The 13,736-nt window shown below is 69.9% G+C and carries 13 protein-coding genes; 7 read left to right on the top strand and 6 right to left on the bottom strand.

What is annotated here, in order from left to right:
* Nucleotides 1-753, bottom strand: a 753-nt coding sequence (locus FVE89_RS08215; protein ID WP_160533552.1) for a nucleotide sugar dehydrogenase, incomplete at its 3' end; no start/stop codon positions are given.
* Nucleotides 754-1,081: 328 nt separating this feature from the next.
* Between FVE89_RS08215 and argB the strand changes: the two genes are divergently transcribed.
* The 3 genes from argB (at nt 1,082) to rplS (ending at nt 3,432) form a co-directional block, all read left to right on the top strand.
* On the top strand, nt 1,082-1,975 hold the full coding sequence (gene argB / locus FVE89_RS08210; protein ID WP_160533551.1) for an acetylglutamate kinase: 894 nt from the start codon (nt 1,082-1,084) through the stop codon (nt 1,973-1,975).
* Nucleotides 1,976-2,130: 155 nt separating this feature from the next.
* Nucleotides 2,131-2,871, top strand: coding sequence for a pyrimidine 5'-nucleotidase (locus FVE89_RS08205; protein WP_160533550.1), 741 nt, complete (start codon nt 2,131-2,133; stop codon nt 2,869-2,871).
* Nucleotides 2,872-3,015: 144 nt separating this feature from the next.
* Nucleotides 3,016-3,432, top strand: coding sequence for a 50S ribosomal protein L19 (rplS, locus tag FVE89_RS08200; protein ID WP_160533549.1), 417 nt, complete (start codon nt 3,016-3,018; stop codon nt 3,430-3,432).
* 136 nt (nt 3,433-3,568) lie between these two features.
* Here the strand turns inward: rplS and FVE89_RS08195 are convergent, their stop codons facing one another.
* The 4 genes from FVE89_RS08195 to FVE89_RS08180 are packed head-to-tail and all read right to left on the bottom strand — an operon-like array spanning nt 3,569 to nt 6,261.
* The gene (locus FVE89_RS08195; protein WP_160533548.1) at nt 3,569-4,180 is read right to left on the bottom strand and encodes a GNAT family N-acetyltransferase; all 612 of its coding nucleotides are present in this window, start codon (nt 4,178-4,180) and stop codon (nt 3,569-3,571) included.
* A gap of 17 nt (nt 4,181-4,197) precedes the next feature.
* A complete protein-coding gene (locus FVE89_RS08190; protein WP_160533547.1) occupies nt 4,198-4,974 on the bottom strand; it encodes a hypothetical protein in 777 nt (258 codons plus the stop codon).
* 25 nt (nt 4,975-4,999) lie between these two features.
* The gene (locus FVE89_RS08185; RefSeq protein WP_160533546.1) at nt 5,000-5,200 is read right to left on the bottom strand and encodes a hypothetical protein; all 201 of its coding nucleotides are present in this window, start codon (nt 5,198-5,200) and stop codon (nt 5,000-5,002) included.
* Complete coding sequence (locus tag FVE89_RS08180) at nt 5,197-6,261, bottom strand: hydantoinase/oxoprolinase family protein (protein WP_160533545.1); 1,065 nt, start codon at nt 6,259-6,261, stop codon at nt 5,197-5,199. Before FVE89_RS08180 ends, FVE89_RS08185 begins: the two co-directional genes overlap by 4 nt.
* Nucleotides 6,262-6,282: 21 nt before the next feature.
* On the opposite strand from FVE89_RS08180, the gene FVE89_RS08175 reads away from it, so the two are divergent.
* The 3 genes from FVE89_RS08175 to FVE89_RS08165 all read left to right on the top strand — a co-directional run bounded on the left by FVE89_RS08175 (nt 6,283) and on the right by FVE89_RS08165 (nt 9,028).
* Nucleotides 6,283-7,002, top strand: a complete 720-nt coding sequence (locus tag FVE89_RS08175; protein WP_246730542.1) for a HisA/HisF-related TIM barrel protein — start codon at nt 6,283-6,285, stop codon at nt 7,000-7,002.
* A 69-nt stretch (nt 7,003-7,071) separates the two neighbouring features.
* On the top strand, nt 7,072-7,674 hold the full coding sequence (leuD, locus tag FVE89_RS08170) for a 3-isopropylmalate dehydratase small subunit (protein ID WP_160533543.1): 603 nt from the start codon (nt 7,072-7,074) through the stop codon (nt 7,672-7,674).
* A 151-nt stretch (nt 7,675-7,825) separates the two neighbouring features.
* Nucleotides 7,826-9,028 carry a lytic murein transglycosylase gene (locus tag FVE89_RS08165; protein WP_160533542.1) on the top strand — a complete coding sequence of 401 codons (1,203 nt, stop codon included), beginning with the start codon at nt 7,826-7,828 and terminating at the stop codon, nt 9,026-9,028.
* Nucleotides 9,029-9,261: 233 nt separating this feature from the next.
* Here the strand turns inward: FVE89_RS08165 and hpnH are convergent, their stop codons facing one another.
* Nucleotides 9,262-10,425, bottom strand: coding sequence for an adenosyl-hopene transferase HpnH (hpnH, locus tag FVE89_RS08160; protein ID WP_160533541.1), 1,164 nt, complete (start codon nt 10,423-10,425; stop codon nt 9,262-9,264).
* Between the two features lie 631 nt (nt 10,426-11,056).
* On the opposite strand from hpnH, the gene FVE89_RS08155 reads away from it, so the two are divergent.
* The gene (locus tag FVE89_RS08155) at nt 11,057-13,735 is read left to right on the top strand and encodes an MMPL family transporter (protein WP_160533540.1); all 2,679 of its coding nucleotides are present in this window, start codon (nt 11,057-11,059) and stop codon (nt 13,733-13,735) included.
* The last annotated feature ends 1 nt before the right edge of the window (nt 13,736 follow it).

Raw genomic sequence — 13,736 nt, 5'->3', positions numbered from 1 at the left:
CTTGGTGCCGATCCGGTTGTCGAGCCCGATGCCGCGCGCGACCTGCTGCACGTCGGCGCCGACCTCCTCGCACAGGTCGGCGATCTCGTTGATGAAGGTGATCTTGGCGGCCAGGAACGCGTTGGCGGCGTATTTGGTCAGCTCGGCGGTGCGGCGACTGGTCACGAGGATCGGCGCGGCGTTGAGGTAGAGCGGCCGGTAGACCTCGCGCATCACCGCCTCGGCCCGGGCCTCCTCGGTGCCGACCACGATCCGGTCGGGGCGCTTGAAGTCGGCGATCGCCGCGCCCTCGCGCAGGAATTCGGGGTTGGAGGCGACCGCGAACGCCGCGTCGGGGTTGGCCTCGCGGATGATGCGCTCGACCTCGTCGCCGGTGCCGACCGGGACGGTGGACTTGGTGACCACCACGGTGAAGCCCGAGAGCGCGCCGGCGATCTCCCGGGCGGCGTCGAACACGAAGCTCAGATCGGCGAAGCCGTCGCCGCGGCGGGACGGGGTGCCGACCGCGATGAACACCGCGTCCGCCTCGGCCACGGCCTCGCGCATGTGCGTGCGGAAGGCGAGCCGGCCCTGCCGGACGTTCTCGGCCACCAGCGCGTCGAGCCCCGGCTCGTAGATCGGCATGCGGCCGGCGTTCAGGCTCGCGATCTTGTCCGGATCGCGGTCGATGCAGACGACGCCGTGCCCGAAATCGGCCAGGCACGCCCCGGACACCAGGCCGACATATCCGGCCCCAATCATCGCGATCCGCATCCGGCCCTCCCGGCCACCAGCTTCCGGCTTGCTGCAGCGCAGCATGAGCCGGGAGACGCGGGGGTTCAACCCAGGCGACTCTGGTTCCGCTCCAATCTGTAGCCGGTTTGCAACACACGGGAAGGGTGACTGTTTTTTGACAGGGCGGCCGCCGCGCCGGGCCGAACCCCGTCATCCCCGCAGTTTCGAGGCGCGCCCTCTTCTGTCCGGCATCCCGCCCGGAGGCGGCTTCGCAGTGCCGACGGCTTCCTGTAGAAGCGCCCCGCCCGACGGGTGCGGCCGCAATCCGGCCCGCGGGACCTGACCCAAGGATCGGCGAAGGACCGCGATGACCGAATTGCCGAACGTGCACGTGCGCGCCGAAGTTCTGGCCCAGGCGCTGCCCCACATGCAGCGCTACGATCAGGAGATCGTGGTCATCAAGTATGGCGGCCACGCCATGGGCGACCGGTCGGCGGCGGAGGATTTCGCCGAGGACATCGTCCTCCTCGAACAATCCGGGCTGAAGCCGATCGTCGTGCATGGCGGCGGGCCGCAGATCGGCAAGATGCTCGACCGGCTCGGCATCCAGTCCGAGTTCCGCGGCGGCCTGCGGGTGACCGACGCGGCCACCGTGGAGGTGGTCGAGATGGTGCTCGCCGGCCTGATCAACAAGCAGATCGTCGGCTGGATCTCGGCCGAGGGCGGGCGGGCCATCGGCCTGTGCGGCAAGGACGGCAACATGGTCCGGGCCAAGCGGGCCATGAAGACCGTGCTCGACCCCGAGAGCCACTTGGAGCAGACCGTCGATCTCGGCCTCGTCGGCGAGCCGGAGCATGTCGAGCGCGGCGTGCTCGACGCGGTGCTGAAGGCCGAGCTGATTCCCGTGCTCGCGCCGGTCGCCTACGGGGCGGATGGGCAGACCTACAACGTCAACGCCGACACCTTCGCGGGGGCGATCGCGGGGGCGCTGCGAGCCAAGCGCCTGCTGCTGCTCACCGACGTCCCGGGCGTCCTCGACAAGGACAAGAAGCTGATTCCCGAACTCACCGTGGAGGATTGCCGCCGCCTGATCGCCGACGGCACGATCACGGGCGGGATGATCCCGAAGATCGAGACCTGCATGTACGCGATCGAGCGCGGCGTCGAGGCGGTCGTCATCCTCGACGGCAAGGTCAACCACGCGGTGCTGCTGGAGCTGTTCACCGATTACGGCGCCGGCACGCTGATCCGCCGGGGCTGAGGGCGCGATCGGCCGATAGGCGGCGCGGGGCGGAAACTTCCGTCCCGCGCGCGCATTGTCCTGCTCCGGGCCAGCCCCAAGCCAGCCAGGCTTGCGAGCTTGACCGCAAAGGTTCAGATTCGCCCGTCCGGGGACCATGAATCCAAGGGGATACGGTGCATCAGCCCGATAAGGCCCAGTTCACCACCCCGGGCGCGCGCGGATTCGCCGATGTCGACACCTGGGTGTTCGACCTCGACAACACGCTCTACCCGAGCGACGCCCGGGTCTGGCCACAGGTCGACGAGCGGATCACCCTCTACGTGATGGGGCTCTACGGGCTCGACGGGATCTCGGCCCGTGCCCTGCAGAAGCATTTCTACCATACCTACGGCACGACCCTGAAGGCGCTGATGATCGAGGACGGGGTCGATCCCCACGAATTCCTCGATTTCGCACACGATATCGACCACTCGACGATCAAGCTCGACCGGAATCTCGGCGACGCGATCGAGCGCTTGCCGGGTCGCAAGCTGATTCTGACGAACGGGTCGCGCCGGCATGCCGAGAACGTGGCGGCCAAGCTCGGGATCCTCGACCATTTCGAGGACGTGTTCGACATCGCGGCCGCCGATTTCGTGCCGAAGCCCGAGCGCTCGACCTATGAGCGCTTCCTGAAGGCGCACGCCGTCGAGCCGACCCGGGCCGCCTTGTTCGAGGACATCGCCCGCAACCTCGCGGTGCCGCACGACCTCGGCATGGCGACCGTTTTGGTGGTGCCCAAGATCATCGACCCCTACCGGGAGGCGTTCGAGCAGGAGGCGGTGCGCGAGCCGCATATCGACCACATCACCGACGACCTCGCGGCCTTCCTGTCGAACTGCGTGCTGCCCGAGGCCGGCGCGGTCCCGGCCTGACGGCGTTCCGCGCGCGCTGCGCGACGGCAATCGACAAGCCGGGATTGATCCTGTAGAGAGCCGGCCAACTCACAACAGGATCGCCGAAATCCTGGCGCCGACCGCCCATGAGGGGCGTCACGGCGCGACGGCTGGAGCTATGCCATGAACATCATCGAGCAGCTGGAGCGCGAGGAAGTCGCGCGCCTGGCCAAGACCATTCCGGATTTCGAGCCGGGCGACACGCTCATCGTCAACGTCCGCGTGAAGGAAGGCGAGCGCACCCGCGTCCAGGCCTACGAGGGCGTCTGCATCGCCCGCTCGGGCGGCGGCCTCAACGAGAGCTTCACGGTCCGCAAGATCTCCTACGGCGAGGGCGTGGAGCGCGTCTTCCCGGTGCATTCCCCGATGATCGATTCGATCAAGGTGGCCCGCCGCGGCAAGGTGCGCCGCGCCAAGCTGTACTACCTGCGCGATCGCCGGGGTAAGTCGGCCCGCATCGTCGAGCGCACCGACCGCTACAAGGCCAAGGAGAGCCCGGCCAAGGACACCCCGGCCGAGGCGCCCGCCGCCGCCGAGTGATCGCGGCAGGACCGGCCTTCAGCGCCGGCCTTCGCTGACCCTGGATCGAGGCCCGCTCCGACGCATCGGGGCGGGCCTTTTCTTTGGGTCTGTCGCGGCCGGTACGCCGGAGCGGTGTCGCCCGGCCGGACCGATCTCACCCGAGCAGCGGCACGTGAGGCGCACAGGTCCGGGGGAGCAATCCGGTCAGCCGCGGATCCGGAGCGATCTCGACATGGGTCGCGAAGGGCGTGAATCCGAAGCGCCGGTAGAAGGCCAGGGCGCCGGGATGGTCCAGGGTGCAGGTATGCAGCCAGAACCGCTCGATCGGCCGCGACCAAGCCCGGCGCAGCGCCTCGTCCATCAGGCTGCCGCCGAGCCCGGTCCCGATCATGTCCCCGGTGAGACCGAGGAAGACCAGTTCGCACAGGCCGGGCTGCCGGAAATCCAGCTCCAGCATGCCGACGTCGCGGCCCGCCTGCCGCAGGACCAGGATCTCGACCGCCTCGTCGGCGAGGATCGCCGCCAGCGCGTCATCGGCAAGGGTGAGGCGCGAGAACCAGAGCCAGTCGGCGCCGACATCCCGGAACAGGCTTCGATACGCCTCCGGATCGCGATCCGCGAAGGGCTGCAGCACGAGCCCGGGCGGGACGGGACGCCCGGGCCGCGACGGCGGCCGAACCATCTCCAGAGAGGTCACGATGGTCGCGAGATGGCCCGGCGGCACGGCGGCGTAGCCGGCTGCGAGCGTCGTGGCGGCGGTGATCATGGGTCGCCTCCCAGCGGTCACGCCGCCCGCGGAATCCGGCGCGCGAACAGCCAGGGCAGGACACAGGCGGCCGACGCGGCGATCGACAGGGCATAGGCCGGGACCGGATCCATCGCCCCGAGCATCGTATGCACGCAGATGTAGAAGGCCAGCACCCCGAACGCGCCCTGGGCGCTGCCGCGCACCACGTCGAGGGAGGCGCCGACCCCGTCCTGCACCCGGGCGAACACGATCAGCGGCCAGGAGATGATCGGGATCGGCGACAGGACGCCGCTCAGGCCCGGGCCGAGCCGGGGCGCCAGGGTCGAGACCAGCAGGACCAGGGTCGTGGCCGCCGCCAGCCGGGCCGGCATGTCCCAGCGCGGCGGCCGGCGGGTCGGCACAGAGGGTGAGGATCCCGCCCGGCTGAGGCCGACGACGAGCGCCATCGCCGGCAGGTCGATCGCCGTGGCGAGCCACAGGCCGGGCCGGACGAGCCCGTGCAGCACGGCGCCGCCCAGCACGAAGGCCGCGAGGGCGAGGCCGATGGAGGCGACGGCGCCCATCCGCGGGGCGCAGAGGGCGTAGGCGAGATAGCAGAGCGTCACCGCCCCCAGCCCCTCGACCGCGCCGACAGCCGCCTCGGCGGCGAAACGCGCGCCCTGCTCGGCGGCGAGGTAGATCGAGATCGGCGCCGAGGTGAGCGGCAATCCCGAGAGCAGGCCGCCGACGAGGCTGCCCCAGCGGCGCGCCGCCGCCGAGACGGCCCACATCAGCGTCGGGGTGACGACGATCTTGGCGGCGATCAGGCTCACGGCAGAGCTCAGCCCCGGGCGCGGCTCAGGCCGCCGTGGGCGGCCCGTCGTCGTCGGGCTCGGCGGGCGAGTGGAGGATGTCCTCCAGCTCGTCGACCAGCCGGTCGATCTGATCCTCGGTGGCGAGCACCTTCAGGACCTCGCCGGTCTCCGTCTCCACGGCCAGCTCGATATGCGGCCCGACCCGGGCCGTGAGGATCCGGGCCAGGATCTTGATGGCACTCATGCGTCTCTCTCCTCCGCGGCGATGAGGCCGACCGCCGCCGCCGGCCCGCAGGTCGAGACCCAATCGCGCGGGCCGGTGATCCGGTCCTCCAGCAGCGCGACCAGCGGGACGGACACGCGGCCGAGCCTCTCCGCGAGGCGGTCACCCAGGAAGGCGCCGGCCCCGCAGATGATCAGGGGGGCGTTCTCGAAAAGATCCGGCCGGCCGAGCAGGAGCGCCGCCGCGTCGTGCAGCAGGCGCAGCTGCGCCTCGGCGAAATGTCCCGCGAGCATCGCCCAGGCCGATCCCGGCGCGTCCCCCCGGTCCCGCCCGACGATCCGGGCGAGCCGGGTCTCGCTCTCGGCCACGGACTTGCCCTTGCGGTCGCCGCTCGCCTGCTGGTCCGCCCCCTCGGGGAGCAGGCCGAGGATCCGGTAGGCATCCGCCATGTGGGCGAAGGTCTCGGTCATCAGCCGGGTGCGGCGGCCGGCGAAGGGGGCGTGGTCGGCGAGCGCGATCACCGGGGTGCGCACCACGCCCGTGTAGACGAGTTCCCCCGTCTCCAGGCGCTCGGCGTCGCTGTAGCCCGTCGACGCCGGGCGGCCGCCGACGATCGGGATCAGGTCGGTGGTGGTGGAGCCGATATCGACCAGCAGGGCGTCCGGGGCGAGCCGCCCGGCGAGCGCCGCGGTGGCGTGCCAGTTGGCCGAGGCCACGTCGGCAGCGACCTCCGCGGCCATCTCCGGGGCGACGAAGCCGGACCGGCCGGCATAGATCCGCACGGGGCCGACACAATGCGTCGCGGCCCATCCGGAGAGCGCGGCCACGCCCTCGCGCCGGTCGGCGAAGCAGTCGGTCAGCTCGCCCGTCATGGTGACCGCGTGCCGGGCCTCGCCCCGGGCCCAGTCCGGCAGGACCGCCAATGCCCGGTCGAGGGCCGGAACCCCCTGCCAGAGCGGACAGGGCACCTGGACGGCCGTTGCGACACGCCCGGCCTCCACCAGCGCGGCCTTGACGTGGACCCCGCCGAGGTCCCACCCGATCGTCCTTGAGGTCACCCGCACGGGGGAAGCTGACAGCATGGGGCCGCGATGAACGCCTCGATGGACCACGGATTCGGGCGCCCCGGCTTCGCGGTGATCCCGGTGCTCGATCTCCGGGGCGGCCGCGTGGTGCGGGCGCGCCGGGGCGAGCGCTCCTCCTATGCGCCGATCGAGACGCCCTTGGCAAAGGGATCCGCGCCCGACGCGGTGGCGCGCGGCCTGTGCGAGGCATGGCCGGCGACGATCCTCTACGTGGCGGATCTCGACGCGATCATCGACCGGGCGCCGCCGGATCTGGCCGCGCTCACGGCGATCGCCCGCGCCTGCCCGGGCCTCGCCCTGTGGGTGGATGCGGGCTTCGCCGATCCGGAGGGCGTCGCGGACTTCCTGGCCACGGGCCTCGGCCGGCCGGTGATCGGCAGCGAGAGCCAGGCGGATCCCGGTCTGGCGACGCGATTCGGCGACCGCGCGGTGCTCTCCCTCGACACGCGCGGCACCGAGCGCCTCGGCCCCGCCGCGCTCCACGACGACCCGTCGCTCTGGCCGCCGGAGGTGATCGCCATGACGCTCGCCCAGGTCGGGGCGGGGCAGGGGCCCGACCTCGCGGCGCTCGGGGCGATCCAGGCCCGGGCGCCGGATCGCCGGCTCTACGCGGCCGGCGGCGTGCGCGGCCCGGACGACCTGCGGGCGCTGCGCGAAGCCGGGATCACGGGCGCCCTGGTGGCCTCGGCCCTGCACGACGGCACCCTGTCCCGGGCCGACGCGGCGGGCTTGGCCTGACGCTTCCGGCGCGCGCCGGGCGCTGCTAAACCCCCCGGCAGGCGGCCCAATCGCGCGAGCGTGCAGACGATGGAAAAATTCACGACCCTGGAGGGCGTCGCGGCGCCCATGCGGACGATCAACGTCGACACCGACCGGATCATCCCGGCCAAGTACCTCAAGACGATCAAGCGGACGGGCCTCGGCAAGAGCCTGTTCGCCGAGATGCGCTACCGCGAGGACGGCTCGGAGAACCCGGACTTCGTGCTGAACCAGCCGGCCTACCGGAACGCCAAGATCCTGGTGGTGGGCGACAATTTCGGCTGCGGCTCGTCCCGGGAGCACGCGCCCTGGGCGCTCGCGGATTTCGGGATCCGCTGCGTGATCTCCACGAGCTTCGCCGACATCTTCTTCAACAATTGCGCCAAGAACGGCATCCTGGCGATCACGGTCGCCCCGGAGGATCTGGAGAAGCTGTTCGAGGACGCCGAGCGCGGCGCCAACGCGACCCTGTCGATCGACCTGGCGGCGCAGACCATCCGGGGGCCGGACGGCGGAAGCCTGCATTTCGACATCGAGCCCGGCCGCAAGCACAACCTCCTGAACGGGCTCGACGAGATCGGCCTGACCCTGGAGCGCGCCTCGGCGATCGACGCCTACGAGCAGAAGCTGGCGCAGCGGGAATGGGCCTGAGGGAAGGGGATTCCAAAGGGATCAGCCCCAGCCCTTTGGCGGGTTGCCAGGGCAGAGCCCTGGCGCATCGGGCCTGGGCGCTAACGCGCAGTTAACCCTCGTGCTGCCTGATTCGGCCGCTACACCGCGGATGAGAAACAGGAACGCCAGGATGCGCCATCAGTGCTTCGGGTCGGGCGTCGCGCTCGGGTTCGGTCTCCTCGCCGCGGGCGTCGCGAGCCTTCCCGCGCATGCGGATTTCGACGGCTGCCTCGCCGGCATCCAGGCCCAGGCGGCCGCCGCGGGCGTCTCGGCGCAGACCTTCCGGTCGGCCACGAGCGGCATCAGCTATGACGACAAGGTGATCGAGCTGTCCCAGGCGCAGCCCGAGTTCAAGACCCCGATCTGGGACTACATGGCGGCCCTGGTCGATGACGAGCGGGTCGAGGACGGGCGGGCGGCGATGCGCCAGAACGCGGCAGCCCTGGCGCAGGCCGAGGCGCGCTACGGCGTCGACCGCTACACGATCGCGGCGGTCTGGGGCGTCGAATCGAATTTCGGCAAGAACCTCGGCAAGATGCCGCTGGTCCAATCGCTCGCGACGCTGGCCTGCTCGAACAACCGCCGCCGCGACTTCTTCCGCAACGAGCTGATCGCGACACTCCGGATCATCGAGCGCGGCGATATCGCACCGGAGCGGCTCACCGGCTCCTGGGCGGGGGCCTTCGGCCAGACCCAGTTCATGCCGACCACCTATCACCGCCTCGCGGTCGACGGCGATGGCGACGGGCGGCGCGACGTGGTCGATTCGACGGCCGATGCCGTGGCCTCCACGGCGAATTTCCTGCACGTCGCCAAGTGGCAGCACGGGCAGGTCTGGGGCTACGAGGTGAAGCTGCCCCGCGGCTTCAACGTCGCGGCCGCCGGGCGCAGGAACAAGAAGCCGATCGCCCACTGGGCGTCCCTCGGCGTCACCCGGATCGACGGCCGCCCGCTCTCGGGCGAGGGACCGGCCGGGATCATCGCGCCGGCCGGGATCGACGGGCCGGCCTTCCTGGTCACGAAGAACTTCGACGCGATCTACTCGTACAACGCCGCCGAATCCTACGGCCTCGCCATCGCGGTCCTGTCGGACCGGCTGCGGGGCAAGGCGGGCGTCCAGGCGGCGTGGCCGACCGACGATCCGCCCCTGTCGCGTGCCGAGCGGCGCGATCTCCAGACCCGGCTGGCCGCCCGCGGCTACGATGTCGGCGAGCCGGACGGCAAGGTCGGCCAGAAGACCCGCGACGCCATCAAGGACGTGGAGCGCCGCCTCGGCATGACCCCGACCGGCCGCCCCGGCGGCAAGGTGCTGGAGGCCCTGCGCGGGGGCTGATCAGCGCGATCCCGCGGATTCCAAAGGGATCATCCCTTTGGCGGGGTGTCGGGGCAGAGCCCCGACGTCAGGCTTCGCCCGACTGCAGGGTTCCACCCTGCACCCGCGAAAGGTCCCGACCTTTCGAAACCAGGACCAGAGCCCTCCGCGCGACGCCCCGCGGGCGATACCCTGAACAAGCAAAACCCGCGGCCTCTCGACCGCGGGTCCTCATTCCGTCCTTGCGGCGCCGGTCAGGCGGCGGTGCGCTTGCGGGCTTCCTGCTTGGTGTCGACGCCGGCCGCTTTGATCTCGGACAGCTTCTGCGCGACGTTGCGCGAGAACACGAACTCGGCCGGGCGCTGGTTCTCCAGGCTGACCTCCGGGGCCATCGCGCCGTCGGTCTTGATGCCGCGGATCGCGTGGACCAGCGGCTTCCACGGCTTGCGGACCGAATCGACCACCGAGGAGGCCTCGTAGCCCGAATGGACCATGCAGTCGGCGCACTTCTCGTAGTTGCCGGTGCCGTAGGCGTCCCAGTCGGTGGTCTCCATCAGCTCCTTGAAGGTCGCCGCGTAGCCCTCGCCGAGCAGGTAGCAGGGCTTCTGCCAGCCGAACACGGTCCGGGTCGGGTTGCCCCATGGGGTGCAATGGTAGGTCTGGTTGCCGGCCAGGAAGTCGAGGAACAGGCCCGACTGCTGGAAGGTCCATTTCTCGCGACCTTTTTCCTTCCCATGACGGAAGACGCCGCGGAACAATTCCTTCGTCGCCTTGCGGTTCAGGAAGTGCTTCTGGTCGGGGGCGCGCTCGTAGGCGTAGCCAGGGGAGACGGTGATGCCGTCGATGCCCATCCGGGTCACGCTGTCGAAGAAGTCGGCGATCTTCTCCGGCTTCGAGTTGTTGAAGAAGGTGCAGTTGATGGTGACGCGGAAGCCCATCTCCTTGGCCTTCGCGATCGCCGCCACCGCCTTGTCGTAGACGCCGCGCTGGCACACCGACTGGTCGTGCATCTCCTTGTCGCCGTCGAGATGGATCGACCACGTGAAGTACGGGCTCGGGCGGTACTCCTTGATCTTCTTCTCAAGGAGCAGCGCGTTCGTGCAGACGATCGCGAACTTCTTCTGGGCGATGATGCCCTCGACGATCTGCGGCAGGTCCTTGTGCAGGAGCGGCTCGCCGCCGGCGATCACCACCACGGGGGCGCCGCATTCGCGCACCGATTCGAGGGCGTCGGCCACCGGCAGGCGCTTGTTCAGGATCTCGTCCGGGTAATCGATCTTGCCGCAGCCGGCGCAGGCCAGATTACAGCGGAACAGCGGCTCCATCATCATCACGAGCGGGTAACGCTTGCGACCCGTCAGGTGCTGTTTCAGGATGTAGCCGCCGATCTTCGCGACGTACCGGAGGGGGATACCCAAGATTGCGGCTCCTTCACTTCGTCGGCCCCGGAGGCATCGGGGTGCTTAACACGAAAAAAAACGCGATTTCCAGCGATCTAGCTTGGAACTAATCTCAATCGACCCTGTTTCGGCGGGGCCATGACATCTTATTCCGCGCCTGACGCAACCGTGCCACATGAGCCGCCTATACGGGCCTCGTGGGCGAGGGCATCCAGCGATCGAGGACAGCACGTGCATTGCGTCGGCAATGCGACCGGGCACCCGGGATTCCAGCCGCACTGCAGCAGATGCGGTGCGCCAGCGCACATATCCTCCGCGACGACCGCACCGGATCGGCCGCGTTGCAATCTGGCACCACGCTCTTTACTGAACCCCGAGGCGTCGATGCAAGCCGGGGCCCGAGCTGTGGCCTATGGCAGACGGCTGCGCCGCGATCCATATCGGCCGCGATCGGCGGATGGACGCGTGCCGTGCGCCCGGGTCGGATCGTGCGGCGTTCCCCGATCCCGGCACGCATCCGAACGGATTGCGGGGCGATCGGCACGCAGGCTCTGAGCCCTGCCGGAGCCGGTCACCGGGATCCCGATGTGTTCGATGGCATGTGTCGGCCGCGCCGTGCGCGCGTCCGGGGCGAACAGGCAGGGTGCTCGTGATCGAAAGTCTCGTCGCGTTCTCGGTACGGTATCGGTGGATCGTGATCGCCGTCCTGGCGTTCCTCACGGTCGCGAGCGCCGGTGTCGCGGCGCACCTCTTCCGCATCAACACCGATGTCGAACGGCTGATCGATCCGAAGGAGCCCTGGCGCCAGGACGAGATCAATTTCGAGCAGGCCTTCCCGCAGCGCTCGAACACCGTCGTGGCGGTCATCAATGGCCAGACGCCGGAGGAGACCGAGGAGGCGGCCGCCAACCTCGCCAAGGCGCTGAGCGCGCACAAGAACCTGATCGAAACGGTCAATCGCCCGGATGGCGGACCGTTCTTCGACAAGAACGGCCTGCTGCTGATATCGCAGGCGGATCTCGACAAGACCCTCGAATCGCTGACCCAGCAGCAGGGCCTGCTCGGGCCGCTCGCCGCCGACCCGTCGCTGCGCGGCGTGATGCGGGTGCTGACGCTCGGCGCCCGCGGCGTGAAGACCGGGGACGCCAAGCTGGAGGATCTCGAGAAGCCCATGGGGCAGATCGATGCCACCCTGCAGAAGGTGCTGGCCGGCCAGCCGGCGCGGATGTCGTGGCAGGAGCTGTTGTCGGGCGGCCAGAGCAGCGTCACCGACAAGATGAAGTTCGTGGTCATCCAGCCGGTCCTGGACTTCAACGCCCTGGAGCCCGGCTATCAGGCGACCAAGCTGATCCGGAACGTCGCCCAGGATCTCAAGATCGATTCCGAGCACGGCCTGCGCATGCGGCTCACCGGCACGGTCGCGGTGGCGGACGAGGAATTCGCGACGCTCTCCGAGGATGCGGGCGTCAATTACAGCGTCACGGTCGGCGCGATCGTCCTGTTCATCTGGCTCGCCCTGCGCTCCGCGCCCCTGGTCGCCTCCGTGCTGATCACGACCTTCGCGGGCCTGATCGTCACCGCAGGCCTGGGCCTGGCGATGGTGGGCGAGCTCAATCCGATCTCGGTGGCCTTCGCGGCGCTGTTCGTGGGGCTCGGCATCGATTTCGGCATCCAGTTCGCCGTGCGCTACCGGGCGGACCGCTTCGAGCAGCCCGAGATCGGCGCGGCGATCCGGGCCGCGGCCCGGGGCGTCGGCTGGTCGCTGACGCTGGCGGCGATCTCGCTGCTGGCCGGCTTCTTCGCCTTCCTGCCGACGGCCTTCCGCGGCGTCTCCGAACTGGGCCTCATCGCCGGCGTCGGCATGATCGTGGCCTACCTGTTCGCACTGACGCTGCTCCCGGCCCTGATCGCCGTGTTCAATCCCAAGGGCGAGAAGGCGGCGGTTCAGACCGATTGGCTGGTCGGCGTCGATCCCTGGATCATCCAGCACCGCAAGCCGATCCTGATCGTGGTCGGCCTGATCACGCTCGCGGGCGCGCCGCTGCTCTGGCACCTGCCGTTCGATTCGAACCCGATGCACCTGCGCAGCGCGAAGACGCAATCGATCGCGACCTATCTCGATCTCATCAAGAACCCCGAGACCAGCCCGAACTTCATCGACGTGCTGGCCCCGAGCGTCGACGCCGTCCCGGCCCTGTCGAAGAAGCTGCTGGCCCTGCCGGTGACGGCCTCGGTCAACAGCATCGACACCTTCGTACCGCGCGACCAGGACAAGAAGCTCGCGCAGATCGCCGATACGGCGCAGCTCCTCGATCCGGTGCTCAACCCCGGCCGCCGGCCGCCCCCGCCCACCGACGCCGAGAACGTGAAGGCGCTGAAGGACGCCGCCACGGCGCTGAACGGCGTCGCGGGCGAGGCCAAGGGTGACCAGAAGGGTGACCAGAAGGGTGCGCAGGCGGCCAAGCAGCTCGCCGGCACCCTCGACAAGCTCGCCGCCGGCCCGGTGCCGCAGCGCGAGGCGGCCTCCGTCGCCCTGACCAAGGACCTCGGACCGCTGCTCGCGCGCCTGCGCGACCTGCTGCACCCGGAACGGATCACGCTGGAGAACCTGCCGCCGCAGCTGAAGGCCGATTGGGTGGCGGCGGACGGGCGCGCCCGCATCGAGGTCCACCCGAAGGGCGACTCGAACGACGACACGGTGCTGCGCCGCTTCTCGGACGAGGTCCTGAAGGTCGCCCCGCACGCCACCGGCGCGCCGGTGGCCACCACGCAATCGAGCTACACGATCCTGGGCGCCTTCGTGCAGGCGGCGGTGACGGCCTTCGTGCTGATCTTCGTCATCCTGTCGGTCGCCCTGCGCAAGCCGTGGGACGTCGCGATGACGCTCGGACCGCTGGTGATCGCGACCCTCTGGACGCTGATGGCGATGCGCATCGTCGGCATGCCGCTCAACTTTGCCAACATCATCGCGCTGCCGCTGATGCTCGCGGTCGGCGTGGCGTTCCACATCTACTACGTGATCGCGTGGCGGGCGGGCGTGACCGACATGCTCGCCTCCAGCCTGACCCGGGCGATCTTCTTCTCGGCGCTCACCACGGGCAGCGCGTTCGGATCGCTCGTCCTGTCGAGCCATCCGGGGACGGCGAGCATGGGCAAGCTGCTCGCGCTGTCGCTGTTCTTCACCCTGGTGGCGGCGTTCTTCGTCGTGCCGGCAACGCTCGGCGAGCCGCCGGCGCAGCCGGACGAGGACCGCCCCGAGGCCGAGAAGGCTGCCGGCGCGGCGTTGCGGAAGAGCGCGCCCGCGCAGGATCCGGTGCCGGCCAAATAGG

The organism is Methylobacterium sp. 2A, assembly GCF_009806555.1.
GTDB lineage: Bacteria > Pseudomonadota > Alphaproteobacteria > Rhizobiales > Beijerinckiaceae > Methylobacterium.
The sequence above is the reverse complement of the archived record's forward strand: the minus strand, read 5'-3'. Positions and strand labels throughout refer to the sequence as shown.